Genomic DNA, 22,487 nt, shown 5'->3' with positions numbered 1-22,487 from the left:
CGGCTGTTTGTGATCAAATGGCTAAGTTTTTTGATCAAACATGAAGAAAACCCCTCTAGAAAGCTTTTTACATCTCAATTTTGACAGAAATCAAAACATTATAGACAAAAACGATATCTAATGTAGTATACAAAGAGACATATTTCAAATAAAGGCGGGATGTCTAGATGATACATGAATTAATCATTTCTAAAGTACAAAAGAAAGTTGAGGTCGAGGATAGCTATTTTTACGTTTTAGTAGATGCCCACACTACATTTGCTAGTCTTCATGAAATCTTTCAAGGTCAAATAGCCTCAAAAATCCGTGCGCATTGGTTTGAAACGATTATCCTTGATACGTATAGCCGAGTGGTAGACGAATCACTAAATAACAATAGGGACGAAATCAGCACTAGTTTAATGGATTTATATAAAGAAGGTATTACTGCTTTTAGTTACGTCTATTTAACAGATGAATATCATCGTCTAATCATTGACTTAAATAATATTCTATTAGTTGATCAAACAAAACGCTATCCAATTTGCCATCATGTAATAAACCTTAAAAAGGACCCAACTTCAGCACATTCAAAGCAAAAAATCACCCCTGCTATAAATAGCAAACTCAGTCCTTTTCAACAACCAGCACTGGTGCAAGATACAGAAATAACTGTAGCAGATTATAACCAACTATTCCCGCTTCTTAAGTTGTATCATCAGTTAGAGCCCTGGCGCATTTTAAAGATCAAGCAATTCATTGCGATTTGGACACCACAGATAAACAATTATAGCTATTTTTCAATGATTGGAACTGACGCTGGTTTAGTTGACTTTGCTTGTTATCCTGGAGCAGAAGGACTTAACACACTATTAACCGTCCTTTCTCAATCTTCAAATGGACAAGAGCCTCATTTAGATCAACGTGTAATTGAAATTCACTTTTCTGAAAAAAATCAGATCCCTCACTTTTATCAACAAGCTGTTCATCATTTACAATCTATTTATCCTAATCAAGTAGATTGGCCTGTAATCGAAAGTGTTAGGCCTGGACATGCTTATGGCATTATTGATAAAGAAGAATTCAAAATCATACAACAAGTTCTTCCACAATTAATTGATACGATCACGCGTGCAATAGATTCGCCTACTCTGATCCCAATCACGGCAGATAAATGGTTTGCTAGAAAGGTAGATTCGGATGGTAACTATTACGATAGTCATCTAAACATAGTAAAAAAGTTCCGAGAAAATAACCATCACAAAAAAGAGAAATTACTTGTCCCCGAAATTACGCTACAGCGTATCAAACATAACTTTAAACAGCTATACTATTCGGTGGAAATTGGCTGCATTATCCTGCCAAATATCCTGTTGCATACAGATAATCATCAACCTTATTATCCTCATATCATTATTGGAGCAACTCTCAATCAGGAAGAATTTATCCTCAAGCAAAGCATAGAACCGACCCATTTTTCAAAACAAGTACAAGCTGCTCTACTAGATATGATTAACGATATAGCATGTATACCTAGTGAAATAAAGGTAGAAACCGCACAGTTGGAAAGAGCTCTACAACCATTGTGTGCATCACTTTCGATTTCGTTAAGCCTATCAGAGGATATTCCCATTCTTACGTCTAAAATAAAACAATGGATCGCAGAAATAGAGTCGGAAGATTTAGTAGAATGACAGAACGTTAAACAAATCCGCTATATACTCGGTCACATACTAGTCAATAAAGTAAAATCTAGAATTTTCACATGTATTTATATCCTTATTTTGTGGTATTTACTTTACAATTCGTATGGTAGTTTTATATTGAAAACGTTTTCAATGTGAAATTACTTATAACGGAGGAGGTGCAACAAGCGTCGTTTCACCTAAAGTGGTAGCTATTCTATTTAGTAAAGGGAGGATTTATTTATTTTGAAAAATTACGCAAGTGTTTTATTTATATCAGTTCTTTTCCTTATTTTCTTTGTCCCCTCGGTTAGTTTTGCGGCTGAGAGTGAAGAAGTCGATATTCAATCTTACGTTAAAGAAATGCAACCTGGCTGGAACTTAGGAAACTCATTTGACGCTGTTGGCCTAGATGAAACCGCGTGGGGTAACCCCTCTGTGACTAAAGAATTAATTGATACGATTGCTGCGGAAGGTTACAAAAGTATTCGAATTCCTATAACTTTTGATCAACGCATGGGGGTTGGACCTGATTACCAAATTGATCCCGCCTTTTTAGAACGTATAACAAATACGGTAAATTGGTCCCTAGACGCTGATATAAAAGTCATGATAAATATTCATCATGACTCATGGGTTTGGTTAGAGTCTGGCATGAGTGAAAATCATGACGCATCTTTAGCACGTTATAATGCAATTTGGACACAACTTTCCAATCATTTTAAAGACTATTCTACTGATCTCATGTACGAAAGTATTAATGAACCACGTTTCGCAGCATCCGCAACAGAGAGTCAGAATTATTTAAATGAATTAAACACATCCTTCTATTCTATTGTAAGAGAATCAGGTGGAAATAATGCGATTCGTCCACTCGTATTACCTACTTTGGATACGGGTTCAGAACAAGAAAAACTGGATGGGTTGTATCAGTCAATTGTTGCATTGGATGATCCGTATATAATTTCTACGGTTCACTATTATGGATTTTGGCCTTTCAGTGTCAATATCGCTGGGTATACAAGATTTGAACAAGATACAAAAAACGATATTATAAACACCTTTGATCGCGTGCACAACACTTTTAGCGCTAATGGTATACCAGTCATCATTGGTGAATTTGGTTTATTAGGTTTTGACACACATACAGGTGTCATTCAACAAGGCGAAAAGTTAAAGTTCTTTGAGTATATGATGCACTATGCGCAAGAAAAAGACTTTACACATATGCTATGGGATAATGGACAACATTTAGGAAGGACGTCTCTTGAATGGGCTGATCAACAACTTTTTGATATGATGGAGGCTAGTTGGAATACGCGCTCATCTACAGCAGAAAGCGACTTTATCTATTTAAACAGATTAGACACGCTTGAAGACGAATCACTACCATTAAATTTAAATGGTAATACGTTCTCTTCCCTCCAATTGAATGATGCAGAACTTACACCTGGCCAGGATTACCAACTAGATGGAGATAATTTAATAGTAAAAGAAAGCCTGTTAACACAACTTACTGCTTCAGACGAATTAGGAACAAATGCAGTACTTACATTAAAATTTAATCAGGGTGCAGATTGGTCGATTAAAATAATTAGTTACGAGAAACCTGTACTTGAAGACACTACTGGCTCTATGAGTGACTTTGCTATTCCGACTTCATTTAACGGTGATCAACTTGCAACAGTAGAAGCTGTGTATCAAGATGGCACACCTGCTGGTCCACAAAATTGGACAACTTATAAAGAGTTTGGTTATACTTTTTCACCGTCTTATGACACCAATCAAATTTCATTTACAGAAAACTTTTTCAATGAATTAAATAACGGTGAAGTAACAGTAACCTTCCATTTCTGGAGTGGTGAAAAGGTAACTTATACAGTACTAAAAGAGAATGATGCGATAACTGGTATCGCTGAACCTATAGAAAGCGTTCCAGATGAGGACGATCAAGATAATGAACTTCCGCAAGAAGAGGAGGAAAATACTGTTCCCCCTAAGGAAGTGGATAACGAAACACCAGACAATGCATCCGATGAACCAGATAAAGACAGTAGTAATTCTGACGACACAAAGGATACTGTCTTTGAAGAAACGGAATCTGATATTCCTGTTCAAACAGTAAGTGATGCTTCATCAGCAGATGAGAATGAAGTTAAAAAGATGGGTGCAATATTACCAAATACTGCAACCAATATGTTTAACTGGCTGCTCATAAGTATATTATTTATTGGATTAGGTGCTGGTATATATCTTTATCAGCGTAAGCGAGCTTAATATCTAAAGTCAGACATTTACTTGTCTGACTTTTTTAGTTTATACACATAAGTTTATCTAGTTGAGAAAAAGGTTAAACTCTTACTATAAGAAATCATACAATCACTTTATTAAAAAGGAGTGCATGCATCATGAAAAAAGCCAGTATTGGAATAGTAGCTGTCTTAGCATTAGCATTAATTATCTATTTTGGTATAACTATATTTTCAGGCAACGAAAATAACAATACCGATGATTCCACTTTATCTAGTGAGGAGGAACAAGCCCCTTCAGAAGAGCAAAATGATATTAACGAAATGGCTACTTTTACTGAAGAAACAGCAAGGGATGTTATGCAAGTGTATCGACAAGCTTTTGTGACGTTAATAGATTCCGCAGATCAAGATGGCCTACTTTCTGAATTCGAAACGATAAATGGAGTCAGAAATCATTTTGAGGAAGTTATGTCAGAGGATTTGGCAGGTTGGATGACTGACTCTTATATAGAGAAAAGAGATGGTCAAATCTATCTAATCGCAAAAGATAGTCCAACATGGTTAGCAGAAGATGAGGATTTTCAAATGGAAGAGATTGCAGAGGATCATTATAAAATCATACAAGAACAAGAAAATGAGTTAATCGGTCATGTCGAAATGACTTATCATGCTAAATGGAGAGAAGATAAATGGATTATAAGTGAAATTGAAACGGAACAACTTGACCAACAGGTTTCTGTAGAACAGAAGGCAGAAGAAATCATCCGTGCACTAGCTAACAAAGAAATGGCGTTTATCTCGAATACTGTCCATGAAGAGAAAGGGTTATTATTCTCTCCTTATATTTACATAGAGGAGGATGCGATCACGTTTGAGAAAAACGAAGTGACAAATTTATTGGAAGATATGGAAACTTATCTTTGGGGTAATTATGATGGTAGTGGTAAACCTATTGAACAGACGCCAAATGAATACTTTGAGGAGTTTATCGATGCAGAGCCGCTACTAGATCCTGATGAGGTGCGTGTTGATTCGTTTGAGCAACGTGGCAATTTGATAAATAATATAGAAGACGTATTCCCAGAAGCAAAAGTGATTGAATTTTACACAGAAGGTTCAGATGAATACGAAGGAATGGATTGGTCTAGTATTAATCTGGTTTTCGAACAAAATGAGCACGATATTTGGAAACTCGTTGCTATTGTAACGGACCAATGGACAATTTAACAAAAAAGGTCGGCTCTATGAGGATTGAATTATATCGCCTCTTGGAGTCGTCCTTTTATATTTTGTGATCAATTTAGTTGGTGTTGTGATCATTTTCGGCTATATGTGATCAATCAGCGTATCCAAGCGAGCTTATTAAGCTTTAAGAATACTGTATGCTCCACTAAACATTGCAAATATCAGACCAGTAATAGGGAAAATGATCCAGTTAATATGCCATTGGTTAAATACTAATCCACTAATCAAAAAGATACAAACAGCAAGTGGCCAAACAATTGCCGCAACAGCTCCAATTATCTTATTCTCTTTTTCTCCAGATTGAGGTGACTTAGCGTATTCATCCATTTCCAGTAACTTTCTATAACTATCTTTGATTTTTCCATAATATATAAACATGTAAATTGCTATAGCTACTAAAGACAGAAGTGCTACAACACCATAAGTGGTTGCCTCTTCATTAAATACAGTTGTTAAAATTAAAATCATTGGTGATAGAATACATATGATTACGCCAATGATATAGATTTTGTATATGTCTTATGAAATGCATCATTACTATCTTTTACAGTTCTTTGTTGTTCAATGGAAAGTTTAAATCCGTTATCTAAATACTTAAATTTATCCTCCATCATTCCAACATATATAAATAACCCAACCGCAGTTGCAACAAATAATAATAAGGGTATAAGACCAATCACATCACCCATCTCATCTGAAAAAACAGCTATTATACCATCTTCTACTAATTGTGTCAGAAGTATTAACAACGCCACACCATACACACACAAGCCAACACCAATGCCAATTAAAACGCCAGATTTCTTACTCGTTTTAAGGTAGTCATTTACCACTTCATTTTCTAATGTTGGGCGCTTCTCTTCGTCTTTATCAAATGTAATGTCAAATTCATTAATCAGTTCTTCTATATTGCCGAATTCTGAAATAACAATTCCTATTGCTTCATTTTCAGACTTTCCTTCGTCTTTTAACTCATTGTACTTATCCGCCATATTTGCTTCTATTTCCTCTTTTAATTGTTGCATTTGCATTGTTTTGGGAAGACTAGCAAACATATTATCCAAATAACTTATAATTGTCTTCAAATCAGTTTACCTCCTAATAAATTGATTAATCACTTCTTTTGTCAATTCCCATTCCTTACACTTCTCTTGATAATATTCTATTCCTACTGGTGTAATTCTATAATACGTACGTCGCTTTCCAAATGTCTCTTTTTTATAAAACGATTCAATATAGTTTTTTTTCTCTAATCGATTAAAGGCTGAATATAGTGTTGTTTCTTTTATCATATATTTTTCATTAGACAATTCTTTAATTTTTTTTGATATTTCATATCCATAGGAGTCGCTTTCCAGCAGCATATAGAGTATCATCGTATCGTTATATCCACGAATTACGTCACTACTAATCAAATATATTCTCCTTTTAGTAAGTATTTTCCGATATCGCATTTTACTTTACCTGTCGTAGTAATTTTACTATACTATAATTACTACGACAGGTAAAGTAATTAGTATCAATTACTTTAGATCTTTTCAGAAATTGTTCCTTTTGTCGATAATTTAACGAAAAAAAGGACGATTCCATGAGGATTATAAACATAAGCCCTCTTGGAGTCGTCCTTTTATATTTTGTGATCAAATTGATTGGTGTTGTGATCATTTTCGAGCATTTGTGATCATTTAACTGTCTTTATGATCAACTTCAGCTATATGTGATCAATTCCAATGCTTTTGTGATCATTTGATGGTTTTAGCGCTGTTCTAAGCGCGCAATTCTCTCATCTAAATCAGGATGTGAAGAGAAAAGCTTAGATATGCCACCTTTTCCATTGATTTTCATTGTTTGAATGGCCGAATCATCGGTGCGATCATTAACTTTTGCTTGGCTCACATGTGATTTTAGTGAACGAAGCGCATGTGCCATTTTATCGCGCCCAGCTAAATCGCCGCCTCCACGGTCGGCGTGAAATTCACGATGACGTGAGTATGCACTGACAACCATACTACCAAGAATGGAGAATAGAATTTGAAATACAATAATGGATACAAAGCGGACAATCATTTGCATTTCTGAACGAACTAAACGCGATACAACGATCGCGACAATTCTTGATAAAAAGACGACAAATGTATTGACCACACCTTGTAATAATGTCATCGTGACCATATCACCATTGGAAACGTGTGCGATCTCGTGTGCAATAACGCCTTCAACTGCATCATCATCTAACGTGTTCAAAAGTCCAACTGAAACCGCAACAAGTGACCGTTTCTTAGAAGGTCCTGTCGCAAAAGCGTTAACCTCTGCTGATTGATAAATCCCAACCTCTGGCATATGAACGAGGCCTGCTGCACGTGATAAACGATGTACCTTTTCAACTACAGCACGTTCATGTGCTCCTAATTGACCACTTGGGTCGATAACCTTTACTTTCATCATTTTTTTTGCAATCCAACGCGACATTGCTAAGGAAATAAATGCACCTGCAAAACCGATGAGTAGACTGAATACCATTAACGATCCATAATTAATCCCTAATCCACCACCAGCATTCTCAAATGAACCACTTATATTTGTAAATGTTGTAAGTAGTGACCAGACAATTACAATTGTCGTCATCACTAGAATGTTTGTTAATAGAAAATAAAATATGCGTTTTCCCATTTATTGACCTCCATTACTATGATAAAACTTGTACATTCATTATAACAGAGAATAGATGTTTTATGCTCTTTATACACTTTTTACTAACTTTTCCTATACTCACGGTAACCGCGTACTACCCATGAGAAAACGATCGCATTCCCTGGCAAGGTAATTACTCGATACACCAAAACGTCCAGATGCTACTTGTTTAATTGCACTTCGCCTTAAGTCACCATTTTCAACAGGAATATAACGATTAGGGTCTTCTCCCTCTTCACCAGAATTACTTCTTCCACCAATTCGATTCATTGCAATAGCCAATGATTCATGTGTTTCACTGCTAATCGAACCAAATGACATCGCACCTGTCTCGTTTTCTGGGTGATATAACCCTTGAGAAGTAGGATAACCGTACTGATTCATGTCAACATCTCTTCTTATTAACAAATGTAATTCAATCATGAGTATCCATAGTTTTTGCATTTTTTGCATATTCATGCATGATAATAAATTTCTCCTTGATTAAGGGAATCAATTTCTTACTATTTTAGGAGTAAAAAAACATATGTGGTAAAGCCTATCTACTGATTAGAAAAGGAGGGGAAATAAAATGAATAAGGAATCACCTGCACAGCTTAACGTATTTAAAGTTGCGGCGACTTATATTGGAACTGTTGTTGGGGCTGGTTTTGCTTCTGGTCAAGAAGTCCTCCAGTTTTTTAGTGCGTATGGAATAACCGGCATATTTGGAATTATCTTTGCAACTCTCTTGTTTTTCTTTTTTGGCTATACAATTTTAGTAATTGGTAAAGCATTAAATGTTAGCTCCTATGTAGAGGTAGTGCGATTTACTAACGGAAAAATTATCGGCACTATAATCGATATTATTATTACAGTCTTTCTATTCGGTGCTTTAGCAGCCATGATAGCTGGAGCAGGCGCGATCTTTGATGAACAATTTCAGTTAGCATCATTATGGGGGACGATCTTAATGGCAATTATTTCACTACTTACTGTTATAACAGGTATGAAAGGTGTTATTAATGCAATTAGTTATGTGGTCCCAGTACTATTAGTTTCTGTCCTTTTTATCGCTACCTATAGTATCTCGATAAATCCAATAACTGCTGCAGATTTACAAGCATCGAAATCAATTGAAGGTGCTGCACCAAATTGGTTCATTTCTGCTCTTAACTATGCTTCTTATAATCTTGTGATTGCCGTTGCAGTATTGGCACCGATGGGGGCAAAAGCAAAAAATAAAAATACCCTGCTTTGGGGTGCCTTATTAGGTGGACTGGGTTTAGGGATTGGGATCATTGCTATTTTTTTCAGTATTTTAACGAATTTAGATAGTGTTTCAAATGTGGAAGTGCCTATGATTCTTATTGCTTCTAAAATTGCCCCCTTTATTCAATTAATTTTTGCTATTGTATTATTTGCTGAAGTGTATACCACTGCGGTTGGAAATTTATATGGATTTGTTTCAAGAATGAACTTTATCGCCGCACGCTTTCGAATATGGGTGATTGCTGGCACAACTCTTGCAGCCTTTTTATTCAGTCAAATCGGCTTTTCTGCTATGGTTAAATACTTATATCCTGCTGTTGGTTATGGTGGTTTTCTCTTTTTTGCAGGGTTAATTTATGTATGGATCTTTAAAAGGGAGCAGTTAAAAGGATAGGTCACAAATATAAATGCTTTAAAAAAACTTCTGCTTTTTATGGTTTACTATTTCAATTTCCTTCATAGAATTGGTTATGGACAACTTAGCTTATCCATCTTTAATTAACGCTTGTCTATAGGAGGAACAAAAAATGGAAGTATTTTTCCCATTACTATTCTCAATAACACCTGTTGCGACGATTGCATTATTAAAAATTATCGCAATTGATATTGTTCTTTCCGGTGATAATGCTGTTGTGATCGCAATGGCTACCAAATCTCTACCAAAAAGGCATCAAAATAGAGCAATACTTTTAGGCACGATCGGCGCTGTTATTCTCCGGATATTCTTTGCTGCTATCGTCATTTATTTGTTGCAGATTCCTTATGTGAATGTAATTGGTGGTTTATTACTTCTTTGGATAGCCTATAACTTACTTGTTGAACAAGAAGAGGCAACCACTATTACCTCACATAGTGGTTTATTAAGAGCTGTTGCGACAATCATTGTTGCAGATGCGGTAATGAGTCTGGATAATGTTGTTGCTATTACAGGAGCGGCGCATGGGGATATTCGTATGATAATTATTGGGGTAATGGTTAGTATACCTATTATGATATTCGGATCGAAACTGATCGTAAAAGTATTAGAAAAACACCGTTGGATTGCTTATATTGGCGCTGGTATTCTTGCGTGGACAGCTGGAGAAATGATTTTGACGGATCAAAGGTTAATAAACTTACTTGATCTCTCTAACGGTCTATTTAACTATTTAATCGTAGGCTTCCTTACGTTAACTATTTTACTGCTTGGTTATATTAAAAGCTCAGCGGACAGCTACTAATATAATACTAACTCCCCATCTATAATATGGAGAGTTAGTATCTATTTTATTTTTTCACTATTAATCTCGGAGAAGTTCCGATCAGAAGAACAAGTAAGATCGCGCATAAAACAAAGGCACCCAGCATGGTAATCCCGTTAGTAATGAATGAAAATAACACCACATTCATATCATCTGGTGCGTATTCTCCCCAAAAAATAAATCCCGCAACAAAGTGCCAAAAGTAACGTGCGATAGAACCAACAAGCGTTGCGATAACAATCCAAAATAATGCTTTTTTCTTTTTGCCCATTTTCAGGTTCGATTGAATGACTTGATAAAATAGCCCAGCAAATCCAACAAAAGCAAATGCAAGAAAATACTCAATAAATGCCTGGAGTGGCGTTAGAATATAGGCATCACCTAGAACAACCTGCAAAATCCCCCAGATAAAACCAGATATTAAACTAACCCTAATACCCCATCGAAACGCTAAAAGTAAAATCGGAACCATTGCAAAAGAAATCGATATTGATGGAGAAAGCCGAATAGACGGAAGTAAATCAAAAACAAACGCTAATGATGCAAAAATAGACGCCTCAATCAACATAATTAAACTTAATTTTTTCATAAAAAAAACTCCCCTTTTTTAAACAAAAAACCTCAAGGGAGAACAGATATGTATCCTTAAATTGACATATCACGATTCCACATTCCTGCGCTAGCATTAACTAACAGGTTCGAAGGGTTAGAACAACGTGTTCACTCTCAGCTTTTCAGCTCCCCTTGTGGTTATGCTTATTTGATTTTCGTGTACATCATATCATAATAAAGTGAAAATGTCATACATAATTTGGAATAGTTGTTTTTTGAAATTAGCAAAAATTCTATCTACCTTATTGATTCTAAGTATAACCAGTTGCGTTTGACTATAGCAAATGTCAAAATAGAGAATAGTTGAATTAAAATAAGAAGAAATCGCAGGTGACCTACATGATTGAGATAAAGACATCTACATTAAGCGACGGGGAATTTAATCGAGGCGTATTCGCTACACGCGACATAAAAAAAGGAGAAACAGTCCATATTGCACCTGTTATTCCTTATCCAAACAAGGAGCACGAACACATGGAACAAACAGTGCTTGATGATTACGTATTTGAATATGGTAAAAATCATACTGCGGTCGTTTTAGGATACGGTATGTTGTTCAACCATTCTTATACACCAAATACCGATTACGATATTAACTTTCCAAACCATACTTTTGTGTTTTTTGCTCACACAGATATAAAGGCTGGAGAGGAATTGTTAATAAACTATAATGGTGATGTGAATAACAATGATCCTCTGTGGTTCAACATGAATTTTGATGAATTGAATAAATGATTGAAAGCCCAATCCGATTAAAACATAGATTGGGCTTTTTTGCACTTTACGTTTCTTTTATATCAAAAGATATAACACGATTCGTATTTGGATTATAAATTACAGTGCCTTGGATTTTAATCCTTTCTTGAGGGGATTGTAACGTATAGTGATAAACTTCCCTTGTTTGATTTGGAGCTGGGTTTGTTCGTTCAACAAAATTATAATCTGATACATTATAATTCGGATAAGCTACTTGCGTAACTTCTAACAAATATTTTCCCCATTCTATTTCCGCTAATTCTGGTGAAGCTTCAAACTCAATATTTATCACACCAACAGCTGGATCTGCACCTAACGCTTCAAATGCCTTTCGATGTAAGTTAATTTTATCCGCTGGGTACCCTGGAACTTTATCGACAATCGTCACAATCATTTCCCTTTGATTTTGGGTAGAAAGCTCGCGTACCTTTAAAGATTGACCACACTGATAAGGTGAATTCACTCCAACAGCGGCTGTCATATATTCATTATGTGACCAAGGAATACCACATTGTGTAACACGTCCCCCCTCGGTCCATGTCGCTTGGCCTCTTGTAAATGGTTGGCGGTCCCAGTAACTGAATTGTTGCGGATACGGGTGTGAATAAGGAACTTCCCTATAAAACTGATTAACCGGTTGATACTGATTATAATATGGATACATCATTTACCCCCTAATTTCAGACTAGGATAGTTTATGTTTGACCTAGTCGGATTTGTGACAGTATCTTATTTAATATTTATTTACTTGTGATCAAATCAGTCCAGTTTGTGATCATTTCACTGAAGATCTGATCAAGTCTATTGCTATATGATCAATCTACTCTCTATGTGATCAATTCACTCGGTTTTGTGATCAAACACAACATTTACTCAAAAATTTACCGTTGACTTATAGTTAAATTATGGTATGCTAACTACAAAATTAAATATCTACCCACTAGGGGTGTCTTTTTAAAGACTGAGATTAAAGTAACCAACTTTAAGACCCTTAGAACCTGATCTAGTTTGCACTAGCGTAGGGAAGTGGCGTGACGGAATGCTTAAATCTGTACATTTATTTTAAATTTTCCGATACAACCACTTTCTTTATGCGTAAAGAAAGTGGTTTTTTGTGTTCACAATTTTAAAAATTCGAAAAGGGAGTTGTATGTAATGAGAAAGAGTTTGAATCTATCCGATATTCTTGTAACAGTGATTATTGCTTTAATTTTCGGTTTAATTTATAAGCTTTGGGGACCACTTTATGGGATTGTTTCCACATTTGGTTTACATATCGAACAACTGATTTATGGGATGTGGTTTATCGCTGCAACCGTTGCTTATTTAATTATTCGCAAACCAGGTGTAGCACTACTGGCAGAGGTAGCCGCGGCTCACGGGGAATTTATTTTTGGAGGCGAATGGGGTGTAGCTACACTTCTGTTTGGTATAGGACAAGGATTAGCAGCGGAGCTCATATTTGCCGCATTTCGTTATAAAAAGTTCAACATGTTTGTTGTAAGTCTTGCCGGTATCGGTTCAGCGATCGCATCTATCGTTATTGACTATTATTATGGCTATATCGGGGACTTAGCTTTATGGAACTTAATTTTAATGTTTAGCGCGCGAATTATTGGAGCGATTCTTATTGCTGGTGTCTTTGCCCGCTTAATTGTAACTGCTTTAGAAAAAACAGGAGTTACCAACCTCGTACGTCCTGTTTCGAGCGATGATTATAAATCATTAGACTAGATTAGGAGGCTTTTATTTATGCCACATATAACAGAAGTAGAAAATTTAAGATTGAAGTTTCCAGGAGGTTCCTCCTTATTGTTTAAAGATTTATCCCTTTCTTTTAAAAAGGGGGAAAAGGTTTTATTGCTAGGCCCATCTGGTTCTGGAAAGTCAACACTTTTACAAGTATTAACTGGCCTAATTCCAAACTCAATAGAGATAGCGATGAAAGCAGATAAGATTGATACGCCAAACTCCTGGGGGTATTTATTTCAAGATCCGGACACACAATTTTGCATGCCTTATGTGGATGAGGAGCTTGCCTTTGTTTTAGAAAACTTACAAATACCAAGGGCAGAGATGAAGACACTGATGCGCAACTATTTATCACAAGTAGGGTTATCATTTGACGATTTGCACACCAACATCAAAACGTTATCTGGTGGCATGAAACAACGCTTGGCGCTCGCTTGTGTATTAGCACTTGAACCAGAGGTGTTATTTTTAGATGAGCCAACAGCGATGCTAGATCCAGAAGGAACAAAAGCTGTTTGGGATACGATTAAAAAAACCGAAAAAGATAGAACGTTCATTATTGTGGAACATAAAATCGATCATATTATTGATATCGTTGATCGCGTCGTGATTCTAAATGAAACTGGAAAAATTATCGCTGATGGATCGAGTCACGATATTTTCAAAGCATACAAACATCTTTTAATCGAACAAGGAATTTGGTATCCAGAAGTGTGGCAAGATTATCTAAGAAAAACAAAGAAGGTAAATCCGACGATTGATGAAAATTCTAATCAAGCGCCTGCTCTTTCTCTTCAAAATTTTACTGGTTATCGCGGAAAAACAAAGAAAATAGAAGTCGACAATCTAGCAGTCTATCCAGGTGAATGGATAGCAGTAGTTGGTGAAAATGGTGCAGGTAAAAGTACACTCTTACATGGGCTGATTCAGCTAATCAAGACAAAAGGCGTCTATGAGATTTTTGACATAGATAACAGAAAAGTAGAGCGTATGACAGATTATATTAGCTTTGTTTTTCAAAACCCTGAGTTACAGTTTATTACGAACGCAACCTATGACGAAATTGCTTATACATTGAAGCTTGAAAAGTGGAGTGAAGATAAAATAAAAGAACGTGTTACCACGTTACTAAACATATTTCACTTGCATCACGTGCAGCAGAATCACCCATATCAACTTTCAATGGGGCAAAAACGTAGGCTTAGTGTTGCAGCTTCTATTGTTAACAATCAGCCCATTCTATTACTTGACGAACCGACTTTCGGACAAGACGCAAAAAATACTTTTAGCATCCTTGAACAGTTAGAAGATTTAAGAAAGACCGGATCAACAATTATTATGGTAACGCACGATCAACAGATTGTGGATCACTTTGCAAGTAGAGTTTGGACAGTTAAGGATGGGAAATTAGTAGAAGATCGTAAAGTTAGAACGTCTATCAAGCAAAGTAGAGCATTATAAACAAGGAGGCGAAAGCGTACAAATGGACTTTTCCTTTGAAGAAACGTGGCTACACAAAATAAATCCCAGTTTAAAGTTTATCGTCATTGTTTTCTTATTTACTGGGGTTTTATTTATCCATAATATAAACTTACTTCTCAACTTTTTAGGTGGTACGCTTTTACTTTATTTATTTTTTACTGGACATCCAAAGAAGAGGCTTCTTTTAATAACTATTCCTTTTCTACTTATCTTTTTAACATCTTCTACATCGATGATCTTTTTTGGAAAGGGAGATAGCACATGGTTCAAATGGGGACTTATCCACATAACGGAAGAAAGCTTTGTTAGAGGTATGCATTTAGGTTTTCGTGGCATACTGTTTGCGCTATTAGGTGTTATTTTTGCACTAACAACTAGACCGGTATATTTGTTCTATTCATTGATGCAACAAGTAAAGTTAAAACCTAAATATGCTTATAGCTTTATGGCGGCGATACGTTTAATACCTATTATGATTGAGGAATTTCAAACATTACGGTATGCGTTAAAGGTTAGAGGTGTTGTGCACCAAAAGGGTATCGTCGGCTTTTATAAAAAACTAAAAGCATATTCTATTCCAATGCTTGCACAAAGCATTCGCAAAGCCCATCGCATTGCGATTGCCATGGAAGCTAAACGGTTCTCTGTTGCAAAAAACCGAACCTACTATTACCAATTTGGCTTTTCTAAATATGATCTAGGCTTTATTGTTTATTTTATTATTACAATTGGATTGTCCTTTTTACTAGTAGACAACTTCACCTTTTGGGATATTCAAGATGTGCGTTATCAAGAGTAAACAAAGCGTCCTATTCAGCATTATGCCGGATAGGACGCTTCTTTGGTAAATCATCTGTACATTTGATCTGACGCAATTGAGAAAAACTTTGTGGTAAGTATCTTACAAGTTTAGACACGCTGCGGGAAAAGCAAGATCTGAAGATCCACTTTGGAAAGTGGTTTTTGCTTTTCAAAGTTAGCTGAAGACTTGCCCGCGGAAAGCGACTGCCTGAAGCGGAAATCAACATGACAGTTAAGACAGAGTCTATGTTTATTCAGTAATTAACAATTTTTAAATCGTGTCAAGGTTTATAATGAACACACGCCAAACTCATAACAGCCACCGTTCAGCGCTCATTTTTTATGTCAGAGAGTTGAGTAATATATTAAACAGATTGGTTACTTGTTTTCGACCATTCGCCTACAAATTCTTCTTCATCATAGTCAAAAAAGTTCTTTAGAATGTCTTCGCGATCATCAAGAAAAAGTTGATTAGAGATTTCTTCTACTAAATTCGGTACGCCAAACCGCATTCCTGAAAGTGCAGAAGCTGAGATACCACAACTGATTAAAGCAGAATAATTAAAAGCAAATAATCCATGTAAACGTTTCTTTCCTTTTTCATCTCGACTTATAAAAGAAAAGCCTTGGCTAAGGTATGGATGCGCATCTAAGACAGGATTTGCGACTTCATCTGGCGCATCATAAAGATCTCCCCAGCGTGCAATATGCGTTTCAACACGTTTCAACTCTGGTCGTAAAGCTGGATCGGTTAAAAGACCAGTACTGATAATAAGAAAATCGAAGTAGAATGCACCTTGTGGTGTGGTAACTTGTGCGCCATCACCTTTAGTCTCTACACTTAACCATGGTGCACCTAAGTGTAGGTTAAAACCTGGCCATGATGTTGCACGACTAAATGTGTCATTTGTTGGTGGTTGATTATGCTTAAAGAAATGAGCGATAGCAGCATATTTATCTGCATCAGACAAGGCAGGGAATCGTTCAATTAATCCAGAAGCCTCCATTTGTCGAATTGGATTTATACGTGGCATCTTTTTTCGACGGACAAATACGTGCGCTTCATCCACACCTTCCTCTAATGCAAAGTTAGCATTATCAAAAGCAGATGCTCCACCACCTAAGACAGCAACTTTCTTTCCTTTTAGTTTTTCAAAATCTATCGGTTTCGATGTGTGTGCATAAAGATGTTTTGGTAGATTATCTGAAATCATTGGTGGCACATACCATTGGCCTCCTCCTTGAATCCCAGTAGCTAAAACTACTTTACGGGCCAATAATGTCTCTGATGGCGCGCCCTTTCCTTCAATATGTAGACGGTGTATGCCTTCTTCTGTCGGTTCTATGAGATTTAACTTTACTTTATTTATAACAGGTAAATTTAAAACTGCTCGATACCAACGGAGATAATTCATCCAATCTCCACGTGGAATTTTATCAATTGCTTCCCATTCTTCAGGTCCAAATTGAGCTTCCCACCAAGAACGGAATGTTAAAGAAGGAATGCCCAAATCAATGGAGGTCAACTGTTTAGGTGTCCGTAACGTAACCATACGAGCATAAGTTTCCCATGGCCCTTCCAACCCATCAGGGTTTTCATCAATGACTAAGATATTAGATACTCTCTCTCGGAGAAGTCCAAAAGCTGCTGCTAAACCACTTTGGCCGCCTCCAACAATTATCGCATCATAGACATGACCTTCTGAATGGTCATGTGGGCGTACCCAGTCTGAACCACCAAACGCAAGATAGGAAAGGTCGGTTTTCACTCGTTTGTTTAATTCTTCTAAACTCATGCCTTTCATCCCTCTCTTCATTAACTATATCTGAAAATCCATTTTAAACAGGACGTTCATTAAAATTTATTGTGCTTATATAATTATTTTAACATTTCTGATAACTTTATCGTATGTATACTATGTCTAAATTTTCTTTTGTAATTGTTTAAAGTTACTATTAAATGAAGCGTTAGGAAAAATCAAAGGTGCACGACATTTTCATGCATGTTATTCACTTAAAGAAAACCCTCCAATAGTTTTCACTAATGGAGGGCTTTCTCATAAACGCTTATTTTAAATGTTTCACTTCTGTTTGAATATTTTTGTAATTAATTTCGAATAAATCTTTTCTACGATCTCGTAATTGACGTACTGTTCCTGATTTTCGTTGCCTACGTAGGATTTCTAAATCAACATCACCTACTACAACTGTTTCGATATTAGGGTGACATTCGCCAATAATTCCATCACGTGCAAATTCAAAATCTGATGGCGTAAAGATTCCGGATTGCGCATACTGTATATCCATATTTTCCACCTGTGTTAAGTTCCCAACTGTTCCTGCGATAACGGTATAGACTTGATTTTCCACAGCACGGGCTTGTGCACAATAGCGAACACGTAAATATCCTTGACGATCATCCGTACAAAACGGAACAAAAATAATATTAGCACCTTGATCTACCGCATAACGGGAAAGCTCTGGAAATTGAATATCATAACAGATTTGAATGGCAATTTTACCACAGTCTGTATCAAATACTTTCACAACATCACCAGGTTTAATTCCCCACCATTTTTTCTCATTTGGTGTTACGTGAATCTTATACTGTTTCTCAATCGTACCATCGCGACGGAACAAGTAGGCAATATTATAAATATGATCATCTTCTTCAACAAAATGTGACCCACCGATGATATTCACGTTATATTTAACAGCTAGTTTTGTAAAAAGTTCAATATAATCTTCTGTATATTCGGCCAGTTTTCTAACTGATTTAGAAGGAACCTTCTCTTCTAAAAATGACATCAGCTGCGTCGTAAAGATTTCTGGGAATACAGCGAAATCTGAACCGAAATCATAAGCCACATCTACATAATATTCTACTTGTGTAGCAAACTCTTCAAATGATTCAATGTTCTTCATCATATATTGAATTACGGTAATCCGAACAGGGAAAGCTGTTTTGAAATGACGTTTTGTTTTTGCATGATAATCAACGTTATTCCATTCCATCAATGTAGCATATTTTGCTGATTGTTTATCGTCTGGCATGTATCCAGGATTTATCCGCATAACAGTAAAACCATTCATACTCTGAAAAGTCAGCACAGGATCGTGGATATTTTTGCTCATTACTTCTTCTACGTATTCCCTTGGTGTTAGTTCATGTTCATATTTATGATAATTCGGTATTCTTCCACCGATAATAATACTTTTCAAATTTAGTTCACGCGCTAATTCTTTTCGCGCTTCATACATTCTCTTTCCAATTTTCATACCTCTAAATGCAGGATCAACCATAACTTCAATACCATATAGGTTATAACCCTCTGGATCATGATTTGTAATATACCCTTCATCTGTAATGTCATCCCATGTGTGTTTATCATCGTACTCATCAAAGTTAATAATAAGACTAGAACTACTTCCAATTAACTTCCCATCATACTCTACGCATATCTGTCCTTCTGGAAAAATAGCGTGATGACTTTCTAAATGCTCTATTTCCCAAGGATCCATATTAGGAAAACATACTGCTTGCATCTGAATAATCTGTTTAAAATCATTTTTTCTAATATTTCTTACTACCATTTTTTTTTCGAAGCTAGATAAATCCAATTTGTCTGTGGACATGATACACCAACCCTTTCATAATCTTATACTGCTTCTATCTATATATTAAGGATGTGGCAAACCACCCACCATGCTCTAACGTTATCTCTTTATTATATCATTTATAATCCAACTTACAAAAGGAATACTCGTTCCTAATTTGTTCAATAAATTAGAATAATTATACGCTGCGATTAATAATTCTATAGCAAAAATGTTGGGGATATATTAGAATATACTTCTTATGTTCTTTAAAATAGCCGTGCGCTACTGAGAGGGTCGTTTCCAACGTGATAATGTTTATTGAAGCATTCTTTTTAAATCTTACAGTATTAATTTCTTTTATATTTTTATATCACCAAATCTATCGATCGAAATTCATTACCTTATATAATCACAAGACCATTCTCCTTGGCATTGCAGGTGGGATATTAGGTATTGTGTTAATGTACTTTAGTATCCAAGTGGATGGAAATACGATAATCGATCTAAGAATAATCCCATTAATGCTTGTTGCGATTTATGGCGGTTGGATTGCGACAACTTTTACAGGAGTAAGCATTATCGTTTACCGATTTCTTATAGGATTTAATCTATCCTCCTTATCAAATGTACTCTTAGTAGTCTTTTCAGCACTAATCTTTTTATTTTTTGCTAGCAGAATCAAAAACAGATGGTTATCTGTAATCACTATGCTCATTCTTAGTAACATCGTATTTTCAATCATAACCTATGGTCTATTTACTGAGCTCAAGACTTATCTTACGATTAATGTTGCATATTGGCTCATCATAATTGTAGCTGGCATACTTGCTGTCTCCATGAATAATCACTTACTCCAATCGAATAAGTTATTTAAAGAATACGAAATCAACGCATTCCTCGATCCATTAACTGGACTAAATAATGTAAGAAGTTTTGATCGTGCATTTAATAGAATGAAAAAACAGGAGAAGTTATCTATTTTAGTTATTGATATTGACCACTTTAAGCAAGTAAATGACACATACGGGCATCCACAAGGTGATTTAATACTGAAAAGTGTTGCCACAATTATAAAAGATAGCTGTCGTCCACTTGATACCGTATCAAGAAATGGTGGAGAAGAATTCACCGTTTTATTACTGGATTATCCATATGTAGACGTGTTACAAATAGCCGAAAAAATTAGGGGAAACGTTGCAGATTACGTATTCTTAATAAATAATGACACCCTACCTATTAACATCACAGTATCTATTGGCGTCGCAACATACCCTGACACCTCAATCTATATGGATAACTTGTATAGAAACGCAGATGCTGCATTATACAAATCAAAAAATAGCGGTAGAAATAAGGTCTACTCATACTCAGTCCTAGAGAAAGAAGATAGCCACCTATAAACAGGTGACTATCTTCTTTTTTTAAAACTCTTTAAAAATCACCATAGAAAGTAACTTATCCTCTTCTGCTTAAAGTGTTATGACAACAAAAGAGTTCAAAGCACACATGGATACGCCAATTAGTTAAAATCGACGCAAGAGCTACTCTCAGTGGCTCTTGCGTTTTTTGGTTTGTGATCAACTTGATAGGTTTTGTGATCAATCGGTGGCATTTGCGATCATTTACCACTGTTTGTGATCAACCGGTCGGATTTGTGATCAATTACCAACCGTTTGTGATCAAACTAGACTTTCTCACCTTTTTTAAAGAATAAAAGTTACACCAGTATATAAAATAGTAGTTATTGCTGCCGCGATCAATGCAGGTTTCAGTTTAAAGCGGGCATAGTCCATAGTAGATAAATCTAAAATATTTGCTAATGTATTCGTGTCGTCACTAAGTGGCGACGCAAATGCGCCAAACGAACCACTCGCGAAAACCGCTCCAATCATTAATGGCAAGGATACATCCGCAGATATAGCAAGCGATACACCTAAAGGCATTAAAATTCCCCATGTTCCCCATGCAGAACCAATAAAGTAAGAAATAGTAGCGCCAAAGACAAACATAAGTGGTGTGACAAACATCTGAGGAATCCAGTCTGTATGTGCTGTAACGAATTCAGAAAACCCTAAATCACTCGTCACAGATGATAGTCCCCAGACAATCGACAATAAGACAATCACAGACATGAGATCATTTCCACCGACAATAAAGCTGTTAACTAAGTCACTTAATTTAAACCGTTGAACCCTATATAGAATAATCGAGACAAACACCGTAATTAATAAAGCAACCACCATTGCCTCTAATACATCAGCTCGAATAAAAGCCTCAAATAGTGACTGACCGGCAGCACGTCCATCCCACCATGTTAAAAATAGCGTAAGTACGATCACCAATAAAATAGGAATGAGTAAATTCCAAGCTTTACTAGGTAGATCCTTATGAACTGCTGGATGACAGTCATGCCAATCATCGTCTTTTTCGTCATCCACTTCCATCGGTGCATCCGTATGAGAATGATGAAAAAAACTCAAATAGATACCAAGTAAAATAATAACAATAGCAAAAAAGTTAAATGGAATACTCTGAATAAAAAGTGTATAAGGATCAATAGTCATTCCCATTGTTTCTGTAGAGATTTGAATAACAGATATCATATAGCCTACAAATGCAGTTGCGAATGGGATCAACACGATAACAGGTGTAGCCGTCGTTTCAATTACAAATCCTAGTTCTTTTGTCGACATTTTCACTTTTTTTAGTATGGCTTTCATAATTGGCGCAATCGTTACAAAACGAAAGGTCGGTGCGCTAAATGTTCCAATTGTAGAGATATAAGTAAGAAATAGCGCTTGCTTTTTGGAGGTAATCCTTTCTGCCGATTTCTCAACAAACCCCTTTATTCCACCCGTCATTTTGATCATCCCAATTAGTCCAGAAAATATATATAGAAAGACAATAATTTTAATATTATTTTCATCTATAAGTGCTTGTATTACATAGATCAGCATCTCTTGTACGCCACCAATAATAGATGGTGAAATGATGTAGGATCCAACAAGTAGTCCCAATACTAAACCTGGGAGTACTTGTCGGGTAAACATGGCAACAGGAATAACAATCAAAAATGGGATAATGGACATCCAGCTCGTATCGATATGCTTTACACACCTTTCCAAAAATAGAATCTTTTT

The 22,487-nt window shown here is 36.0% G+C and carries 19 protein-coding genes, 1 pseudogene and 2 riboswitches; of the genes and pseudogenes, 10 read left to right on the top strand and 10 right to left on the bottom strand.

What is annotated here, in order from left to right; all coding sequences use genetic code 11:
• The first annotated feature begins 167 nt into the window (after positions 1-167).
• The 3 genes from D2K60_RS03985 to D2K60_RS03975 all read left to right on the top strand — a co-directional run bounded on the left by D2K60_RS03985 (position 168) and on the right by D2K60_RS03975 (position 5,143).
• Positions 168-1,673, top strand: coding sequence for a DUF7309 domain-containing protein (locus tag D2K60_RS03985; RefSeq protein ID WP_117168683.1), 1,506 nt, complete (start codon positions 168-170; stop codon positions 1,671-1,673).
• 237 nt (positions 1,674-1,910) lie between these two features.
• Positions 1,911-3,941 (top strand): cellulase family glycosylhydrolase, encoded by a 2,031-nt coding sequence (locus tag D2K60_RS03980; protein ID WP_117169100.1) that lies wholly within the window; start codon positions 1,911-1,913, stop codon positions 3,939-3,941.
• Between the two features lie 131 nt (positions 3,942-4,072).
• On the top strand, positions 4,073-5,143 hold the full coding sequence (locus D2K60_RS03975; RefSeq protein ID WP_117168682.1) for a hypothetical protein: 1,071 nt from the start codon (positions 4,073-4,075) through the stop codon (positions 5,141-5,143).
• Positions 5,144-5,278: 135 nt separating this feature from the next.
• On the opposite strand, the gene D2K60_RS20850 is transcribed toward D2K60_RS03975, so the two are convergent.
• The 5 genes and pseudogenes from D2K60_RS20850 to D2K60_RS21265 all read right to left on the bottom strand — a co-directional run.
• The gene (locus tag D2K60_RS20850) at positions 5,279-5,629 is read right to left on the bottom strand and encodes a hypothetical protein (RefSeq protein ID WP_240335234.1); all 351 of its coding nucleotides are present in this window, start codon (positions 5,627-5,629) and stop codon (positions 5,279-5,281) included.
• A gap of 20 nt (positions 5,630-5,649) precedes the next feature.
• Complete coding sequence (locus D2K60_RS20845; RefSeq protein WP_240335233.1) at positions 5,650-6,246, bottom strand: permease prefix domain 1-containing protein; 597 nt, start codon at positions 6,244-6,246, stop codon at positions 5,650-5,652.
• Positions 6,247-6,252: 6 nt separating this feature from the next.
• The gene (locus tag D2K60_RS03965) at positions 6,253-6,576 is read right to left on the bottom strand and encodes a PadR family transcriptional regulator (RefSeq protein WP_117168681.1); all 324 of its coding nucleotides are present in this window, start codon (positions 6,574-6,576) and stop codon (positions 6,253-6,255) included.
• 340 nt (positions 6,577-6,916) lie between these two features.
• Positions 6,917-7,831 carry a protease HtpX gene (gene htpX / locus D2K60_RS03960; RefSeq protein WP_117168680.1) on the bottom strand — a complete coding sequence of 305 codons (915 nt, stop codon included), beginning with the start codon at positions 7,829-7,831 and terminating at the stop codon, positions 6,917-6,919.
• A gap of 147 nt (positions 7,832-7,978) precedes the next feature.
• Positions 7,979-8,185 (bottom strand): annotated as a pseudogene (locus D2K60_RS21265) (glutamate synthase-related protein); the annotation flags it as partial.
• A gap of 238 nt (positions 8,186-8,423) precedes the next feature.
• On the opposite strand from D2K60_RS21265, the gene D2K60_RS03950 reads away from it, so the two are divergent.
• Entirely contained in the window at positions 8,424-9,497 is a 1,074-nt protein-coding gene (locus D2K60_RS03950) for a YkvI family membrane protein (RefSeq protein ID WP_117168678.1), read from the top strand.
• A 133-nt stretch (positions 9,498-9,630) separates the two neighbouring features.
• On the top strand, positions 9,631-10,323 hold the full coding sequence (locus D2K60_RS03945) for a TerC family protein (protein ID WP_117168677.1): 693 nt from the start codon (positions 9,631-9,633) through the stop codon (positions 10,321-10,323).
• Between the two features lie 46 nt (positions 10,324-10,369).
• Here the strand turns inward: D2K60_RS03945 and thiT are convergent, their stop codons facing one another.
• Entirely contained in the window at positions 10,370-10,933 is a 564-nt protein-coding gene (gene thiT, locus D2K60_RS03940; RefSeq protein WP_117168676.1) for an energy-coupled thiamine transporter ThiT, read from the bottom strand.
• Between the two features lie 65 nt (positions 10,934-10,998).
• Positions 10,999-11,099: riboswitch (TPP riboswitch) on the bottom strand.
• A gap of 196 nt (positions 11,100-11,295) precedes the next feature.
• On the opposite strand from thiT, the gene D2K60_RS03935 reads away from it, so the two are divergent.
• Positions 11,296-11,691, top strand: coding sequence for an SET domain-containing protein (locus D2K60_RS03935; protein WP_117168675.1), 396 nt, complete (start codon positions 11,296-11,298; stop codon positions 11,689-11,691).
• A gap of 46 nt (positions 11,692-11,737) precedes the next feature.
• Here D2K60_RS03935 and D2K60_RS03930 read toward each other — a convergent pair whose 3' ends face one another.
• On the bottom strand, positions 11,738-12,376 hold the full coding sequence (locus D2K60_RS03930; protein ID WP_117168674.1) for a DUF3889 domain-containing protein: 639 nt from the start codon (positions 12,374-12,376) through the stop codon (positions 11,738-11,740).
• 268 nt (positions 12,377-12,644) lie between these two features.
• Positions 12,645-12,754, top strand: a riboswitch (TPP riboswitch).
• A gap of 113 nt (positions 12,755-12,867) precedes the next feature.
• Here D2K60_RS03930 and D2K60_RS03925 point away from each other — a divergent pair.
• From D2K60_RS03925 to D2K60_RS03915, 3 genes are read left to right on the top strand one after another with little or no spacing between them, the layout of a single operon-like run.
• Positions 12,868-13,446 carry an ECF transporter S component gene (locus tag D2K60_RS03925; RefSeq protein WP_117168673.1) on the top strand — a complete coding sequence of 193 codons (579 nt, stop codon included), beginning with the start codon at positions 12,868-12,870 and terminating at the stop codon, positions 13,444-13,446.
• Between the two features lie 18 nt (positions 13,447-13,464).
• Positions 13,465-14,925: an ABC transporter ATP-binding protein gene (locus D2K60_RS03920; protein ID WP_117168672.1), complete on the top strand. Its 1,461-nt coding sequence runs from the start codon at positions 13,465-13,467 to the stop codon at positions 14,923-14,925.
• A 22-nt stretch (positions 14,926-14,947) separates the two neighbouring features.
• A complete protein-coding gene (locus D2K60_RS03915; protein ID WP_117168671.1) occupies positions 14,948-15,745 on the top strand; it encodes an energy-coupling factor transporter transmembrane component T family protein in 798 nt (265 codons plus the stop codon).
• Between the two features lie 367 nt (positions 15,746-16,112).
• On the opposite strand, the gene D2K60_RS03910 is transcribed toward D2K60_RS03915, so the two are convergent.
• Together D2K60_RS03910 and D2K60_RS03905 are read right to left on the bottom strand one after the other, a co-directional pair.
• Complete coding sequence (locus tag D2K60_RS03910) at positions 16,113-17,543, bottom strand: flavin-containing monooxygenase (protein ID WP_117168670.1); 1,431 nt, start codon at positions 17,541-17,543, stop codon at positions 16,113-16,115.
• 271 nt (positions 17,544-17,814) lie between these two features.
• Positions 17,815-19,383, bottom strand: coding sequence for a bifunctional GNAT family N-acetyltransferase/carbon-nitrogen hydrolase family protein (locus D2K60_RS03905; protein ID WP_117168669.1), 1,569 nt, complete (start codon positions 19,381-19,383; stop codon positions 17,815-17,817).
• A gap of 275 nt (positions 19,384-19,658) precedes the next feature.
• Between D2K60_RS03905 and D2K60_RS03900 the strand changes: the two genes are divergently transcribed.
• On the top strand, positions 19,659-20,747 hold the full coding sequence (locus tag D2K60_RS03900; protein ID WP_240335262.1) for a diguanylate cyclase: 1,089 nt from the start codon (positions 19,659-19,661) through the stop codon (positions 20,745-20,747).
• Between the two features lie 303 nt (positions 20,748-21,050).
• Here D2K60_RS03900 and D2K60_RS03895 read toward each other — a convergent pair whose 3' ends face one another.
• Positions 21,051-22,451: a Na+/H+ antiporter NhaC family protein gene (locus D2K60_RS03895; RefSeq protein WP_117169099.1), complete on the bottom strand. Its 1,401-nt coding sequence runs from the start codon at positions 22,449-22,451 to the stop codon at positions 21,051-21,053.
• Between the last annotated feature and the right edge of the window lie 36 nt (positions 22,452-22,487).

This window comes from Paraliobacillus sediminis (assembly GCF_003426055.1).
The sequence above is the reverse complement of the archived record's forward strand: the minus strand, read 5'-3'. Positions and strand labels throughout refer to the sequence as shown.